General features: G+C 34.7%; 14 protein-coding genes. 7 read left to right on the top strand and 7 right to left on the bottom strand.

What is annotated here, in order from left to right:
• Position 1: 1 nt before the first annotated feature.
• On the bottom strand, positions 2-1,096 hold the full coding sequence (gene bioB, locus ACFFVB_RS01930) for a biotin synthase BioB (protein ID WP_382380608.1): 1,095 nt from the start codon (positions 1,094-1,096) through the stop codon (positions 2-4).
• Positions 1,097-1,134: 38 nt separating this feature from the next.
• Positions 1,135-2,955: a TonB-dependent receptor plug domain-containing protein gene (locus ACFFVB_RS01925; RefSeq protein ID WP_382380606.1), complete on the bottom strand. Its 1,821-nt coding sequence runs from the start codon at positions 2,953-2,955 to the stop codon at positions 1,135-1,137.
• A gap of 69 nt (positions 2,956-3,024) precedes the next feature.
• Here ACFFVB_RS01925 and ACFFVB_RS01920 point away from each other — a divergent pair, with 69 nt between their 5' ends.
• Both ACFFVB_RS01920 and ACFFVB_RS01915 read left to right on the top strand, forming a co-directional pair.
• Positions 3,025-4,521, top strand: a complete 1,497-nt coding sequence (locus ACFFVB_RS01920; protein WP_382380604.1) for an aminotransferase-like domain-containing protein — start codon at positions 3,025-3,027, stop codon at positions 4,519-4,521.
• Positions 4,522-4,800: 279 nt separating this feature from the next.
• Positions 4,801-5,235, top strand: coding sequence for a LexA family protein (locus tag ACFFVB_RS01915; protein WP_382381166.1), 435 nt, complete (start codon positions 4,801-4,803; stop codon positions 5,233-5,235).
• A gap of 201 nt (positions 5,236-5,436) precedes the next feature.
• Here the strand turns inward: ACFFVB_RS01915 and ACFFVB_RS01910 are convergent, their stop codons facing one another.
• The 5 genes from ACFFVB_RS01910 to ACFFVB_RS01890 all read right to left on the bottom strand — a co-directional run bounded on the left by ACFFVB_RS01910 (position 5,437) and on the right by ACFFVB_RS01890 (position 12,093).
• Entirely contained in the window at positions 5,437-5,730 is a 294-nt protein-coding gene (locus tag ACFFVB_RS01910; protein WP_382380602.1) for a FoF1 ATP synthase subunit delta/epsilon, read from the bottom strand.
• A 73-nt stretch (positions 5,731-5,803) separates the two neighbouring features.
• On the bottom strand, positions 5,804-7,312 hold the full coding sequence (gene atpD / locus ACFFVB_RS01905; RefSeq protein ID WP_382380600.1) for a F0F1 ATP synthase subunit beta: 1,509 nt from the start codon (positions 7,310-7,312) through the stop codon (positions 5,804-5,806).
• Between the two features lie 461 nt (positions 7,313-7,773).
• A complete protein-coding gene (gene glmS, locus ACFFVB_RS01900) occupies positions 7,774-9,624 on the bottom strand; it encodes a glutamine--fructose-6-phosphate transaminase (isomerizing) (RefSeq protein ID WP_382380598.1) in 1,851 nt (616 codons plus the stop codon).
• Positions 9,625-9,630: 6 nt separating this feature from the next.
• Complete coding sequence (gene bamH, locus ACFFVB_RS01895) at positions 9,631-11,259, bottom strand: BamH family beta-barrel-assembly machinery protein (protein WP_382380596.1); 1,629 nt, start codon at positions 11,257-11,259, stop codon at positions 9,631-9,633.
• 24 nt (positions 11,260-11,283) lie between these two features.
• Positions 11,284-12,093 (bottom strand): glycogen/starch synthase, encoded by an 810-nt coding sequence (locus tag ACFFVB_RS01890; protein ID WP_382380594.1) that lies wholly within the window; start codon positions 12,091-12,093, stop codon positions 11,284-11,286.
• Positions 12,094-12,202: 109 nt separating this feature from the next.
• Here ACFFVB_RS01890 and panC point away from each other — a divergent pair, with 109 nt between their 5' ends.
• From panC to radA, 5 genes are read left to right on the top strand one after another with little or no spacing between them, the layout of a single operon-like run.
• Positions 12,203-13,051, top strand: coding sequence for a pantoate--beta-alanine ligase (gene panC, locus ACFFVB_RS01885; RefSeq protein WP_382380592.1), 849 nt, complete (start codon positions 12,203-12,205; stop codon positions 13,049-13,051).
• A gap of 13 nt (positions 13,052-13,064) precedes the next feature.
• Entirely contained in the window at positions 13,065-13,415 is a 351-nt protein-coding gene (gene panD, locus ACFFVB_RS01880) for an aspartate 1-decarboxylase (RefSeq protein WP_038532496.1), read from the top strand.
• Positions 13,416-13,418: 3 nt separating this feature from the next.
• Positions 13,419-14,381, top strand: a complete 963-nt coding sequence (locus ACFFVB_RS01875; RefSeq protein ID WP_382380590.1) for a lysylphosphatidylglycerol synthase transmembrane domain-containing protein — start codon at positions 13,419-13,421, stop codon at positions 14,379-14,381.
• Positions 14,382-14,438: 57 nt separating this feature from the next.
• A complete protein-coding gene (locus ACFFVB_RS01870) occupies positions 14,439-15,587 on the top strand; it encodes an alpha/beta hydrolase (RefSeq protein WP_382380588.1) in 1,149 nt (382 codons plus the stop codon).
• Positions 15,587-16,951 carry a DNA repair protein RadA gene (gene radA, locus ACFFVB_RS01865; RefSeq protein WP_382380586.1) on the top strand — a complete coding sequence of 455 codons (1,365 nt, stop codon included), beginning with the start codon at positions 15,587-15,589 and terminating at the stop codon, positions 16,949-16,951. The genes ACFFVB_RS01870 and radA overlap by 1 nt, the downstream gene beginning before the upstream one ends.
• The last annotated feature ends 57 nt before the right edge of the window (positions 16,952-17,008 follow it).

The following is a 17,008-nucleotide window of genomic DNA, read 5'->3' as shown; positions in this document are numbered from 1 at the left end:
ATTATTTAGAGGCTTTAGAATTTAATTTAGTCTCCTTGTTACCTTTAATTTTATGCTCCGGTCTAGACCATTTTGGTTTTTCGTTTAAGCTTTTTATTTTAGATTCTTTTGCTTCAACTGTGTTGGGTTGCGATTTCTTAGTAAAAGGTTTCTGGGGATTTAATCCGAGTAATTCAAACATTTTTAAGTCTTCGTTTACATCTGGATTTGGTGTCGTTAACAATTTATCTCCAGCAAAAATAGAATTCGCTCCAGCAAAGAAACACATTGCCTGGCCTTCGCGAGACATCTGAGTTCTTCCTGCACTTAATCGAACCTGTGTCTCTGGCATTACTATGCGTGTAGTGGCAACCATCCTAATCATATCCCAGATTTCTACTGGTTTTTCATTTTCTAAAGGTGTTCCTTCCACAGCAACTAAGGCATTTATTGGTGTAGATTCTGGTTGTGGATTTAAAGTAGATAACGCGACTAACATACCTGCTCTGTCTTCAATAGTTTCACCCATTCCTATAATACCGCCAGAACAAACAGTTACATTGGTTTTCCGAACATTGCTTATCGTGTCTAAGCGGTCTTGATACCCACGTGTGGAAATCACTTCTTTGTAATACTCTTCAGACGAATCCAAATTATGGTTGTAAGCATACAAACCGGCTTCGGCAAGACGTTTGGCTTGGTTTTCTGTCACCATTCCCAACGTACAACACACCTCCATGTCGAGTTTATTTATGGTTCTAACCATTTCTAAAACCTGATCGAATTCTTTGCCATCTTTTACATTTCGCCAAGCAGCACCCATACAAACACGGGAACTTCCGGTAGATTTTGCGCGTAAAGCTTGTGCTTTTACCTGTTGCACGGTCATTAAATCGTTACCTTTAATATCGGTGTGATACCGTGCAGCTTGAGGACAATAACCACAATCTTCTGGGCAACCTCCGGTTTTTATAGATAATAGCGTTGATACCTGAACTGTATTTGGATCGTGATACTTTCGGTGAATCGTAGCCGCTCGATACAGAAGTTCCATAAGCGGAGTATTGTAAATTTCTAGTATCTCTGCTTTGGTCCAATTATGTTTTATGGTACTCATAATATCTATTTTAGTATCAGGTTTATTCCAAAAAAGTCCTATTTAAATGTATACTTTAATCCAAACAGTATGTTTCCCTTAGGCATTGGCACTAAGTTCGTTTCTGTATATTCAGTATTAAAAATATTGCTTGCAATAACAGAAAAGTCAAAAGCACTGAAGGTATAGTTTATGCTTGCATCTACCACAGAATAACTTTCTCCAGAAGTTCTTTCAGCATATTTATAAATAACAGATTGTGACAGGTTATTTATAAATTGAGATGTAAAACGTGTAATGAAATGATGATTTAAAGAGTTGATGGAATATTTTGAAAAGTTGGTATTTGTTTGTTGAATTTCATCATCGATATAAGTATAGGACGCATTTAAACCTTGGGTATATTCTCCGATTTCAAAGTTGTAATTCGCATATACGTCAATTCCTTTGGTATTCACTTCTGCTATGTTTGTAGCTTCCCAAAGATCTTCTTCATTATCTTTTACATAATCGATTAAATCTCTAGAATCTCTATTAAAAAAGGCGATAGAAGCACTGAAATTATTTTTATTGAATTTTATTCCTAGTTCCTCTGCAATGGCTTCCTCTGGATTTAAGTTGGTATTTCCAAGCGTGGTGGGATCGCTATAATATAGATCGGTATAAGTAGGGATTCGATAAGTGTAACCAACATTTCCGTATAGTTTAAAATGGTTGCTTAATTCGTAACCGACGTCCATCCCTGGAAATGCATGCCATTTAAAGTCGGAGTAATAGGTAACTGCAACACCAGGAGTAACATCTAATCGTTCGTTCAAAAACTTAAATCTATGTTCCAAAAATAAAGTGGTCATTAAACGATCTCTATCCCCTAAATTATTACTCGCTAAATATACTTGTGCAGCATCTACTCCAAAACCAGTAATTCCTAGGTTAGACGTGTAAGATGCGTTCACTTGTGCGCCAACTTTATTCGTTATATGCAGATTTCTATAGCCCGTTGGATTGTTGCGGTCGTACAAATACATATCCTGATTTCGTCTCCAGTATAATTGAGGCTTTATTATCCAATCGTTACTTTTTATTTTAGTGGAAACACCTACTAAACTCGTTTGCGTTTCCTCGTATTGTTCAGTAGCCGATGGCGTAGAGTAGAAACCGTTTGCTCCATAATTGCGCTCAGAAAAAGCGGTCAATAATGTAATTGGTAACTTGTTTTTATTAAAGGTGCTCTTTACAAAGTAATTCTGATTATCGTAATCTGTATTATGTCTATAACCTTCAGAGGTATTTCTCGACACATGCACAATATGATTAGAGTCTTCTAAATTAACTCCGGCGGTAACAGCCGCGTTTAGTGTGTGAAATGAACCTGCAGAAGTATCTAAAGTTACGATGTCTTCGGTATGTTTTTTAGTAACAATATTTACTGCACCCGTAAAGGCGTTTTGTCCAAAAACTCGGGCTGCTGGACCCGAAATAATTTCTATGCGCTCAATAACTTCTATTGGCAAAGCCATATTCATGGTATGGTGACCTGTCTGTGCATCGTCTACTTTTATACCATCAATAAGTAATAATGTTTGGTCAAAACTTCCTCCGCGAATATATAAGTCGGCTTGCATTCCTGCGCTTCCGCGACGTCTGATATCTACACCAGCTACTTGCTGTAATAAATCGGCAACATTAGTGGCTGCTGAAGCTTTAATCACTTCAGACGTTATAATGTTTATAGATCTGGAATTCTTAGAAAATGGAAGTTCAATTCTGCTAGAAGTGACTATCACCTCTTCTAGTTGTTCCTCTGTTACAGGTTCTTGTGCAAATGCTAAAGCTGAAGTTAAAATGCTTAGCACTGTAATTACTTTGGTTGGTGTCATGTTAAAAATTTAAATACGATACAAAAGTCGTAACTTTACGGACTATTAAAATAGTCCAGTTATAAAACAATGAATAGTCCGGTTGATGCCCTTCTTAAAAAGTTAATTGATTTCGATAAAACGAAGTCAAAATCTATCTATATTCAGGTTTCAGAACAGATCGCAAACTTAATCCAACGGGGTTATTTATTAAGAGGAACTGTATTGCCGGGAACTCGGGTATTAAGCAATTTGTTGGACATTCATAGAAATACTGCTGTTGCTATTTACGATGAGTTGGCTTCTCAGGGTTGGGTAGAAATTATTCCCAATAAAGGAACGTTTGTTTTGGTTCCGGAGCAAAAAACGGCTACAATTAAAGCGTCGGCTTATCCGTATAATCAGGCCTATTCCTATTCGGAAACTACAGGTTTTCCTTTTCAGAACTCTATGCATTTAGCATCTACAACTCAGGCAACGAAAGCAGAATATGTTATTAACGACGGAAAACCGGATTTACGATTGCATCCTACACATCAGTTCTCGAGGTGGTATAGTGCTGCGATGAAGCGCAAACCGTTAATAAAAAAATGGAATCGTACCGGAGATGGTTCGTATTCTGTATTCGAAAATCAGCTGTGTAATTATTTAAATGCGACTCGGGGTTTTCATATAAAGCCAAATAACTTAATAAGTACGCGTAGCACAGAAATGAGTCTGTATATAGTTTCTCAATTATTGATTAAACAAAATGACGTCGTTTTGGTTGGTAATTTAAGTAATTATTCAGCAAATATGATTTTTCAACAAGCCGGAGCATCCATAAGAACGGTGCCTGTTGACGAAGATGGGTTAGATGTGAATTATATTAAAAATCATTTTGTAAAGGGACGAATTAGGTGCGTTTATATATGTGCGCATCGCGATTATCCTACTACAATAACCTTAAGTGCACAGCGACGATTAGAATTAATGAAATTGGCTAAATTATATAAGTTCGCCATTATTGAAGACGACTTTGATTACGATTTTCAGTTCGAAGGTTCGGCTATGTTGCCTTTAGCAAGTTCAGATGCTAACGGACTAGTAATTTATTTAGGTAAGTTGGGACAATCTTTGTTTCCTAGTTTTCAGACTGGTTTTGTTGTTGCTCCTGAGAATTTAATTTCTGAAGCAAAAAATTATCTGCAATTGTTGGACCAACAAGGGGATTTAATTCAGGAACAGATGCTATCCGAATTGATTTCTGAAGGCGAGATTAATCGGCTTGTTAAAAAGAACATTTTAATTTATAAACAGAGACGGGATTGTTTAATACATCATTTATCTATTGCATTTAAAGATGCAATTCATTGGGAAATACCTTCTGGTGGATTAGCGATTTGGTTACAGTTTAAACCTGAAATTTCGTTAGCCAAATTTGCTGAAGTCGCAGAATTGAACAATGTATTTATTCCGAAAACTATTCTATATCAGGATAAATATACCTGCGCTATTCGTTTTGGATTTGGTCACTTAAACGAAGATGAAATAGCAGATGTTGTTCGCGCTTTAAAACTAAGTTATGATACGGTGTTGTTCTTATAGATATATCGTAACATTTTTTAGTCTATAGGTTTTATATAAGTCGTTGATATTAAGTAAAATATTGGAATTGCAAACACTAACTCAAATGAACCATTAAAGGTGTTTAGACAGTGGTTCTAAATCATTTAAAAGTGACGTCTTCTCTAATTCGCAATAGGTCTCATGATTTTTATTTTGGATTAAAGTTTTATTTTAAAAATTAATTGAAACAACTAAATTTTTGCGGAGGTATTAAAAAAGATTTAGTACTTTGTATAAAATAAAATATTTAAGACCATGATGCAAGCTAGACCCTCACTCTCTTTTTTTACACCTGAATTTATTCCTAATGCAGGTGCCGTATTTGTGGATGCAGGGATTTCGGCAGGAATACCTGTTGCTGTAGGAGATATCAATGAAGAATGCTTGTCTTTAGATGTTGAATTAGTGCGTAATAAAGAAACTACATTTTACGCTCGTGTTAGTGGTCAGTCTATGATTGGTGCAGGGCTAGACGATAACGATTTATTGGTGATTGATAGAAGTATTTCCGCAACACATAATAAAATAGCGGTCTGTTTTTTAGATGGAGAGTTTACTGTAAAACGTTTAAAGGTTGAAAATGGTGAAGTGTGGTTGCAACCAGAAAATCCGAATTATAGCTCTATTCAAGTCACCGAAGCTAATGATTTTGTGATTTGGGGTATCGTAACTAATGTGATTAAACGCGTATGATTTTATATGAAAGATTATTTTCCCATATTAGTTACAATCTGTGTTATGGGAGTTTTAGTATATAAAAACCGGAACAATAATGATTCTGATTTTGATGATTACGATTTTGACTGAGGACTAAACAAGTTCCTAGTTTGATATAACTAAAAACGCCTCAAAAATTAAATTTTTGAGGCGTTTTTTATATGAGTGATAAAATTTTTAATCCGCTAAGATTATAATTTTATTGTCTTTAGATTCTAAAGTTCCAGATTTAATAGCCACAGTCAACATTTTAGTGTCTGACATATGAGGAATAACTTCAGGATGCAATTCATCGTAATCTAAATGTGCTTGAGAGTGTACTTTTATTTTTACAATTCCAGCTGTTAGAAGCGATACTATAGCCGCGTGATGATTAAGCATTTCAAACTCTCCATCGGCACCAGGTACAGTAACGGCATCTATTTCCGAACTAAATAAAGTAGCTTCTGGCGATACAATTTCTAAATACATATTATATAGTTGTTTGTTATTTGTTTATGGCTGATCGTTTAATTAACGACCAACAATTTAAACAATTAACTAATTATGCTTCTGCTAACATTTTATCTCCAGTTTCGATAGCTTCTTCAATAGAACCTTTAAGGTTAAATGCTGCTTCTGGTAAGTGATCTAATTCACCAGCCATAATCATATTAAATCCTTTAATTGTTTCTTTGATATCTACTAACACACCTTTAAGACCTGTAAATTGTTCTGCAACGTGGAATGGTTGAGATAAGAAACGTTGTACACGTCTTGCTCTACCTACGGCTAATTTATCTTCTTCAGATAATTCTTCCATACCAAGAATAGCAATAATATCTTGTAATTCTTTATAGCGTTGTAATAACTCTTTTACGTTTTGAGCACATTCGTAATGATCTTTTCCTAAGATATCTGCAGTTAAAATTCTTGATGTAGAATCTAACGGATCTACCGCTGGATAAATACCAAGTTCTGCAATCTTACGAGATAATACGGTTGTAGCATCTAAGTGAGCAAAGGTTGTAGCAGGAGCAGGGTCAGTTAAATCATCTGCAGGTACGTAAACCGCTTGTACAGATGTAATAGATCCTGTTTTAGTTGATGTAATACGTTCTTGCATTGCACCCATTTCTGTTGCTAATGTTGGTTGGTAACCTACAGCAGAAGGCATACGACCTAATAATGCAGATACTTCTGAACCAGCTTGTGTAAAACGGAAAATGTTATCTACGAAGAAAAGAACGTCTTTTCCTTGACCATCTCCAGCACCATCACGGAAATATTCTGCGATAGATAAACCAGATAATGCAACACGAGCACGTGCTCCAGGTGGTTCGTTCATTTGTCCGAATACGAAAGTTGCTTTAGATTCTTTCATCAGGTTTTTATCTACTTTAGATAAATCCCATCCTCCATTTTCCATAGAGTGCATAAAGTCGTCTCCGTATTTAATAATACCTGACTCTAACATCTCTCTTAAAAGGTCATTTCCTTCACGAGTTCTTTCTCCAACTCCAGCAAAAACTGAAAGTCCACCGTGACCCTTTGCAATATTGTTAATCAATTCCTGAATTAATACTGTTTTACCAACACCAGCACCACCGAATAAACCAATTTTACCCCCTTTTGCGTAAGGCTCAATTAAGTCGATTACTTTAATCCCTGTGAATAAAACTTCAGTAGACGTTGATAAATCTTCGAATCTAGGTGCTTGTCTGTGGATTGGTAATCCAGACTTACCTGTTTTTGGCAAGTTTCCTAAACCATCAATAGCATCTCCAATTACATTGAAAAGTCTACCATATACGTCATCTCCAATTGGCATTTGTATTGGTGAACCTGTAGCCACAACTTCTGTCCCTCTACTTAATCCATCTGAAGAGTCCATCGCGATAGTACGAACCATATCTTCACCAATGTGAGATTGTACTTCTAATATAAGAAGTGTACCATCTGCTTTTGTAATTTCTAATGAATCGTAAATTTTTGGAAGAGCTCCTTCAGAGTCGAATACAACATCGATAACTGGACCAACGATTTGTGCAACTTTACCTGTAACTTTTGACATTACTTAATTATTTATAGATTTTTGCTTGATTTTTTTGAGAAAAAACTAGTTTTTCGCGGAGCAAATATAATAGTTTAAATTTAAAAAAAATATGTTTTTTGGTTTTTTATGGTACTAAAAACGCCTTCAGATTGAAGACGTTATATTTTGATGTGTTTAATTAATTTATTGAAGCAAAGCTAGGTAGTTTCTTGTGTAATCTGGCTTCAATTATAATAATTCGGGATTCTTCAATGTTCGGATAGTATTTCATTACCATTAACAACATGTCTCTTTATAGTTTGCTTGTTTTTAGTACTAAAATTAGCCGTTGCAAAGGCTTGCAGGTTAGGATTTACATTAAACTATTATGCTTGTTTTTTTTAATCCGCAAAAATTTAAACCACATATTGGGAAATAGAAAAAGGCATTTAAAACTAATGTTTAAATGCCTTTTTTATATAAATTTAAGAAAATGTATATTATTCTACAGTAACCGATTTTGCTAAGTTACGAGGTTGATCTACGTTTCTTCCTAATTTAACCGCGATATGGTACGATAATAATTGAAGCGGAATCGTAGTTAATAACGGTGATAAAGATTCTGAACAGTCAGGAACCTCAATCACGTGATCTGCAAGGTTTCTTACACTTTCGTCTCCCTCGGTAACAATACCTATAATTTTACCACTTCTAGATTTAATTTCTTGAATGTTACTCACGACCTTTTCGTAATGTCCTTTTTTAGTTGCAATAACAATAACTGGCATTTGCTCGTCTATTAAAGCAATAGGGCCATGTTTCATTTCTGCAGCAGGATAACCTTCGGCGTGAATATAAGAGATCTCTTTTAATTTTAATGCACCTTCTAAAGCTACAGGGAAGTTGTAACCTCTTCCTAAATATAAACAGTTTTTAGCGTCTTTATAAATGTCTGCTACAGTTTTAACGTAAGCATCCGATTCTAAAGCTTTTCTTACTTTATCTGGTATAAGTTCTAACTCGATTAAATGACGACGGAAATCAGAACTAGACATTGTGCCTTTTGCTCTTGCTAATCGTAATGCCATTAAAGTTAATACTGTAATTTGAGTAGTGAATGCTTTTGTAGAGGCGACACCTATTTCTGGTCCGGCATGGGTATAAGCTCCAGCATCACTTTCTCTAGCGATAGATGATCCTACAACATTACAAACTCCAAATACAAATGCACCTTTAGATTTTGCCAATTTAATAGCGGCTAAAGTGTCTGCTGTTTCTCCAGATTGTGAGATCGCAATCACGATATCTTTTTCTGTGATTACAGGATTTCTATATCTAAATTCTGACGCGTATTCTACTTCTACAGGAATACGTGCTAAATCTTCAAAAATATATTCTGCAACTAATCCAGCATGCCATGATGTTCCACACGCGACAATAATAATACGGTCAGCGTTTAGGAATTTTTTCATGTTATCTTCAATTCCAGACATTTTTATAATGCCTTCATTAGCCAATAATCGTCCTCTAAAAGTATCTAGAATTGCACTAGGTTGCTCGTAAATTTCTTTCAACATGAAATGCTCGTATCCTCCTTTTTCAATTTGCTCCAGGTTTAATTGAAGTTCTTGAATGTAAGGATCGACCATAGTGTCGTCTTTTATTTTTCTAATTTTAATCTCTTTTCCTAAGCGAATAATTGCCATCTCTTCATCTTCAAGATAAATCGCATTTTTAGTAAACTCTAAAAATGGAGAGGCATCACTAGCTATAAAAAATTCGTTTTCCCCAACACCTATTGCCAACGGACTTCCCAGTCTAGCAGCAATAATTTCGTTAGGTTTATTTTTATCGAAAACAGCAATGGCGTAAGCACCTACAACTTGGTTTAAAGCAATCTGAACTGCTTTTCCTAGTTTTATGCCTTTTTCTTGTTTTTTTACTTCTTCAATCAGGTTTATTAAGACTTCAGTATCTGTGTCCGATTTAAAAGTGTATCCTCTAGTAATTAATTCTTTTTTAAGAGACTCGTAGTTTTCAATAATTCCGTTATGGATAATTACTAAATCTCCTGAATTTGAATAATGAGGATGAGAGTTTACATCGTTGGGAATACCATGAGTTGCCCATCTTGTATGTCCAATAGCAACGGTACCTTTAGTAAAAATTTCTTTCTCGACACGTGCTTCCAGATCCGAAACTTTACCTTTCGTTTTGCAAACTTTTAAAGTTTCTCCATCGTAAATTGCAATACCGGCACTATCGTAACCACGGTATTCTAAACGTTTAAGTCCGTTGATTACTATTGGGTAAGCTTGTCTATGACCAATATATCCTACAATACCACACATATAATTTTAGTTTTCAGGTTCGGTATAATAAATTTCTAGTTTTGCACGTAAATTATTTGGAACACTAGAGTGACTTCCGTGTAAAATAGTTCCTTTTGGAGTTAAAATAGCTCCTTCTGGAATTGTAGTTACTACGTCTCCTTCACTGTTCAAAATGCGTGCATTTAAAGTATTATTAACATTCGTTGATAAAACTAACCCAATTTTTGTGTTTGTTGAATCTTTCTCTAAAATATTTTTAAGATGCTCTGTTAATCTTATTTTGTATTTATAAGTGCTTCCACTTTCAAGACGTTGTCCTAAATGTATGATTTTAGAATTTAATGGGGACGTAGTATTAGATGTAGGATCGAATGCGTAGTCTATTAAAGTCGTGTTATTAGTTGCATCGTAGGCAAATATTCTGTCGTACGTATGGTAGAGATGTTCGTCTTTTTCTTTATCTTTTCCTGGGTGTATCTTACTAGCGTCTTCATACAGGATTAATTGTGCTTCGTTAATAAGCCATTCGTCTTTATGAGATAAGAAATCCTCCAAATAACTATCTGGTTCACCATCTCCATCTTCGTCAGGACCTTCAAATAAGCTGATAATTGCCATAGATCCTTCACCTCCTTTAATGTATAAATTAGAATCTCCAGTAAGGGCATTACCGTCTGTAAATTCGATATCGCTATCGTAAGTGTTAATTCTATTTGTATTAAAGTTTAGCGTATAAGTTCCTTCTAAGACTTCGTCCTCGGTATCATCGTCAGTATCTGTATCAGTAGGCGAGCTATAGGTATAGTTTATTACGATGTTAGCACTAGACGAATTAAAGTTTATCAGAATTTGATTCCCTTTATCGTCTATAGCTTCAGCTTTTATATAAATACCTCTAAAATAATCAACGAAATTATTTTGATTACTTAATTCTGGGCTATCTTCTTTGTCAAAGATTAATTTTTCCCAATACTCATTAGTGTTTAATAGGTCGACTTGTAATCTTGGAGATAATCGTTCTGAAACTACATCTTCTTCGGTTTCTTCATCGTACTCTTTAATTACGATTTCATCCTTACTTGGATAAAAATTATCGTTATAGTATAACAACTCACCTTTAAAATTATCGAAATTTATGGTTTCGTTTGAGTTCGAATAATAAAGTTGTCCTTCTTCAAAATTAGAACTTGGATCGGTATCTCTTAAATAATATTTGTTTTCGTAAATAGATAACTTTATTGGAGAATCTCCAAATACAGAATCTAATTTATACGTTGTTGCACCCTCTTCGTCAATTTCTGTTGCTGTAGAAAAATAGGGTAACGTTAATGTAACAGATGTTATTTCAGGATTTTCTCCGAAATAAGGAAGGTAATTAAGTGGTACCATTTGCGAAACTACACTTGCTGTGGTTAATCCGTATTCTGGATTATTATAAGCACCAATTAAGTTCGAAGACAAACCATTAGTTTGTACAGGCTTAATTTTTTTTGTGTAAGCAATTATAGGGTATTCGATGCTATCTGTTATAAAATCTTTCCCTCCAATTATATTTGTTCCAAGGGAATTATAATCTTTATCGCATGCTATTAAAACTGTTAGCAATACTAGGAAAATGCTAGGTAGTTTAATGACTTGTAAAATCTTTTTCATATATTTTTTATGAAGTAAAACGGATTATTTTAAAACTTCATTCATGTAGAAGTTAGAATACGCTTCGCCAAATTCTTCTTTGTTTTTGTATCCTAAAACAGGCTTTTTAGAATCTTCTAAATGTGCAGATATTTCTGGAGTAATGTCTTCAGAACCAATTATAATAGCATCGGAATAATCGATGGCTACTTTCATTAAATTATTATACGTAGGGTCACTTAACGTTTTTACAACATCGTCGTTAATGTTATCAAACTTCACTTTTTCAGACATGGTTTTATTTAACGTACCATCGTATCCTTGGTTGTAGATTGAAGTCACAACTTTACTGTCGTTAAATAAAGGTTCGCCTGCAAAATATTCTTTTAAATACAACGGAAGTAAAGACGCAAGCCATCCATGAACATGTATAATGTCTGGAGACCAGTTTAATTTTTTTACTGTTTCTATTACACCTTTTGCAAAGAAAATAGCACGTTCGTCGTTGTCCGAGAACAAGTCACCATTCTCGTCTGTTAAGGTTGCTTTACGTTTAAAATATTCGTCGTTGTCAATAAAATATACTTGAATACGCTCTTTTGGAATCGATGCTACTTTTATAATAAGTGGCATATCTAAGTCGTTAATTACTAGGTTTATACCAGATAATCTTATAACTTCGTGTAGTTGATGTCTCCTTTCGTTAATGTTTCCATATCTAGGCATAAATATCCTGATTTGTCCACCCTGTTGGTTTACCATTCTAGGCGTTTCAAACGACATAGAAGAGATTTCTGTTTCAGGTAAATAAGGAACTACTTCAGATGATACATATAATATCCTCTTATCTTTCATAAATTACTGGGCTTTTGAGAATTCAAAATAAAAAACAAGCAAAATTACAAAATTTTATGCAGATTGCTAGTAAAATAATAACTTTGCCACCGTTAATTTTTTATTAAAGGTGAAGGTAATAACAGAACAATCGGAATTAAAAAAGGAAATAGAACTACTAAGATCTCAGGGTAAGACTTTGGGATTCGTTCCAACAATGGGTGCTTTACACAAAGGGCATTTGTCTTTAGTGCAGCGTGCTTTAAAGGAAAATGATGCTTTAGTAGTGAGTATTTTTGTAAACCCAACTCAGTTTAATAATCCAAACGATTTGGTTACTTATCCAAGGACATTGGAAAACGATGTTGCTCTTTTGGGAACTGCATCCGAAGATATTTTAGTGTATGCGCCTACTGTCGACGATGTTTATGGAGATAATGTAGTATCTGTAAACTATGATTTTGATGGTTTAGAGTTTAAAATGGAAGGTGAATTTAGGCCAGGACATTTTGATGGTGTTGGGACTATTGTAAAGCGTTTGTTCGAAATTGTAACTCCAGATCATGCGTATTTTGGAGAAAAGGATTTCCAGCAATTGGCGATTATTAAAAAAATGGTCAAAAAAAACAAACTGCCTGTAGGTATTGTGCCTTGTGAGATCTTACGAGAGACTAGCGGATTAGCTATGAGTTCTCGAAATGTGAGATTAAAACCGGAATATGCAGAAGCAGCCCCGTTTATTTATAAAACATTAAAATCTGCCAATATTAAGTTTGGCACAGAACGTGCTAAAGAGGTGACAGACTGGGTTAAAAGTCAGTTTGAGAACCATCCGTTACTAGAATTAGAATATTTTGTAATTGCAGATATTGATACTCTAGAAACCATAGAAAATAAAAAAGAAAATATCTTATATCGTGCGTTTATTGCAGTTTATGCCGGCGATATAAGATTAATAGACAATTTAGCACTAAATTAATTAACTTTGCCTCATGCAAATTCACGTAGTAAAATCGAAAATTCACAGAGTTAAGTGTACAGGAGCAGATTTAAATTATATTGGTAGTATAACTATCGATGAAGATTTAATGGATGCTGCCAACATTATTCAAGGTGAAAAAGTTCAGATTGTAAATAATAACAATGGTGAGCGATTAGAAACTTATGCTATTCCTGGGCCACGTAATAGTGGAGAGATTACGTTAAACGGTGCTGCTGCTAGACGTGTAGCTCCGGGAGATGTGTTGATCTTAATTACATATGGTATTATGGATTTGGAAGACGCTAAGACATTTAAACCTGCTTTAGTCTTTCCTGACGAAGCAACTAATAAGTTAATTTAATTATTGAATTTTAAAATATCTAAAATACTGAAAATCACACTCCCAATTTTATTGGGAGTTTTTTTAATAGCCTATTCTTTGTCTAAAGTTTCTATAGACGAGCTTATCGTGTATTTTAAAAACGCTAATTATTGGTGGATTTTACTGGGTGCCATTTTAGGGTTGTTAAGTCATTTATCACGTTCCTACCGTTGGTTATTTATGTTAGAACCTATGGGGTATAAGGTAAAGTTATCCAATAGTGTCATGGCTGTTTTTGCGGCTTATCTCATTAATTATACAATTCCAAGAGCAGGTGAAGTTGCTCGAGTTTCTATACTCACAACCTACGAAGGCGTGCCTTTCGAAAAAGGTTTTGGCTCAGTAGTCGCAGAGCGTATAGCCGATTTAATCGTGATGATGTTTATTATCTTAGTGACGCTTTTTCTACAATTCGATTTTATTTTCAACTTTTTTCTCTCAAAATTTAATCTACCTAAAATTATCATGGCCTTGTTAGGACTAGCTGTTTTAGGCTTAGCTTTTTTATATTACATTAGAAAAAGCCGTTCGGTATTGGCTGTGAAAATCAGAACATTTGTAGCTGGTCTTTTAGAAGGCGTTACAAGTATTTTTAAGATGAAGAAAAAGTGGTTATTTATTACACATACCCTTTTTATTTGGGCCATGTATGTGTTAATGTTTTATGTAACTACGTTTGCTTTAGACGATTTGCAACCAATATCCATGGGCGCTATTCTTATCGGATTTATTTCTGCTAGTTTCAGTATTGCCGCGACAAATGGAGGTATTGGCTCGTATCCAGTAGCTGTTTATGCAGCGTTTTCATTGTTCGGAATTGCTGAAGGACCAAGTGTTGCTTTTGGATGGATCATGTGGTCGTCTCAAACCATATTAATTATAATTTGTGGCGGACTTTCTTTACTGTTACTTCCCGTTTTTAATAGAAAAATCAAACTAAAATAGAATTTTATAAACAAAAAGTATTTTTCTTACCTTGCGTTATACTAATTACGCTTTTAAATGAAAAGAATTCTTTACTTATTTGTCTTCATAATGTCTTGTCAATTTGTTTATTCTCAAGCAATTTACGAAACGATAGAGTCTGAAAAACTAGGTGGTTCAAGGCAAATAAAAATTCAATTACCTAGAAATTACAGTGAGAATGTCGATAAAAAATACCCTCTTGTAGTTGTTTTAGATGGTGATTATCTGTTTGAAATTGTTGCGGGAAATATAGATTACTACTCATATTGGGAAGATGTTCCTGAAGTTATTGTTGTTGGAATTAAACAAAGTGAAACGCGGTACATGGACACTATGTTTTCAGAACAAAACTCATTACCTATAGATTCCGGGGCAAAGTTTTTCGAATTTATCGGGATGGAACTAATTCCATACATCGAAGATACCTATAGAACTGAAGATTTTAAATTGGCTATCGGACATGGAGAAACGGCAAATTTTATAAATTATTATTTATTGAAGGATAAGCCCTTGTTTCAGTCTTATATAGTAATAAGTCCTCAATTGGCCTCTAACATGACCCGTTACATTCCAGATCGTTTAGGTAAAATAGATAGAAAAACATTTTATTATTTAGCGACAACTACAGACGATCTTAAATCGGTATTAGAAGGAACTGAGTTATTAGATAATAGTTTAAAAAATGTCGACAATGCATTTTTGCAATATGATTTCGATAAGTTCGAAGGCTTAACACATTACTCCGTTGTTGCGCAAGCAATTCCTAAAGCTTTGGAACGTATTTTTTATACCTATCAGCCCATTACTGCAAATGAATTTGAAAAAGATATCATGGCTTCAAACGAACCATCGATAGAGTATTTAAAAGAAAAATACAAGGCGATAAAAGAATTGTATGGTGTAGATAAAACCATTTTGGTAAACGATTTTAAAGCCATTGCAACTGCTATAGAAAAGAAATCGGAGTTTAAAGATCTTCATGAGTTGGGGAAAATGGCTCGCGATTCTTACCCAGAAACCATGTTAGGTCAATTTTATTTAGCGCGTTATTACGAAGAAACTAATCAGCCTAAAAAAGCAATGAAAATGTATCAGTCGTCTTATATTTTTGATGAAATTGGAGGACTAACAAAGGATGACATGATAGAACGTGCAAATCAACTTAAAGCAGATTTCGGATATTAATGGCTAAAGTTAAGACCACTTTTTTTTGTCAGAGTTGCGGGGCTCAATATGCAAAATGGCAAGGACAATGTAATTCATGTAAAGCATGGAATACAATAGTCGAAGAAGTTATTCAAGCTCCCGAGAAGAGTGACTGGAAAACACCAACAACTGGCGGTGCTAAAAAACGGACTTCAAAACCCCTTTTAATTAATGAAATCGATGCTTCTCAAGAAGCGCGACTAGATACATTCGATCAGGAATTTAATCGTGTTTTGGGTGGCGGTATTGTACCGGGGTCTTTAACGCTTTTAGGAGGAGAGCCTGGAATTGGTAAAAGTACATTGTTGCTTCAGGTTGCTCTTAAATTACCTTATAAAACACTTTATGTTTCTGGAGAAGAAAGTCAGAAACAAATAAAAATGCGTGCCGAGCGTATTAATCCGAATAATAGCAATTGCTATATTTTAACGGAAACGAAAACGCAAAACATCTTCAAGCAAATTGAAGATCTGCAACCCGATATTGTTATTGTAGATTCTATTCAGACGTTACATAGCGATTATATCGAGTCGTCTCCAGGTAGTATTTCTCAAATAAAAGAATGTACAACAGAACTTATAAAGTACGCTAAGGAATCTTCGACGCCTGTTGTTTTAATTGGACATATTACAAAAGACGGTCATATCGCAGGGCCAAAAATTTTAGAGCATATGGTCGATACGGTACTTCAGTTTGAAGGCGATCGTAATCATGTGTTTAGAATTTTAAGAGCCAATAAAAACAGATTTGGATCGACCAACGAGCTGGGAATCTACGAAATGCAAGGTTCGGGTTTAAGAGAAGTTTCTAATCCGTCAGAAATTCTGATTTCTAAAAAAGATGAAGAGTTAAGTGGGAATGCAGTCGCTGCTACCTTAGAAGGCATGCGACCGTTAATGATCGAAGTTCAGGCTTTGGTAAGTACAGCTGTTTATGGTACGCCACAACGATCTGCAACGGGTTTTAATGCAAAACGCTTAAATATGTTGCTGGCTGTTTTAGAAAAACGTGCCGGTTTTAGGCTGGGAGCAAAAGATGTCTTTCTAAATATCACAGGAGGAATAACAGTAGACGACCCTGCCATTGATTTAGCAGTTGTGGCAGCTATTTTATCTTCAAACGAAGACGAAGCTCTAGCAAAAGATTATTGCTTTGCTGCCGAAGTAGGTTTGTCGGGGGAAATCCGTCCAGTTCAACGTGTGGAACAACGCATATTAGAAGCTGAAAAATTGGGGTTTTCAACAATATTTGTATCCAAGTATAATAAAATCTCATTAAAGCCAAAAGCGATTAAAATTCAATTAATTTCTAAGATTGAAGATTTAGTAGATTTAATTGTGTGATTTCAACAGTTTTTTCAATTTTAGAGTAACATTTTAAAGTGAATTTCGACTTAGAGT

The sequence above is a fragment of the Formosa undariae genome, from assembly GCF_042427615.1.
GTDB lineage: Bacteria > Bacteroidota > Bacteroidia > Flavobacteriales > Flavobacteriaceae > Formosa > Formosa undariae.
The sequence above is the reverse complement of the archived record's forward strand: the minus strand, read 5'-3'. Positions and strand labels throughout refer to the sequence as shown.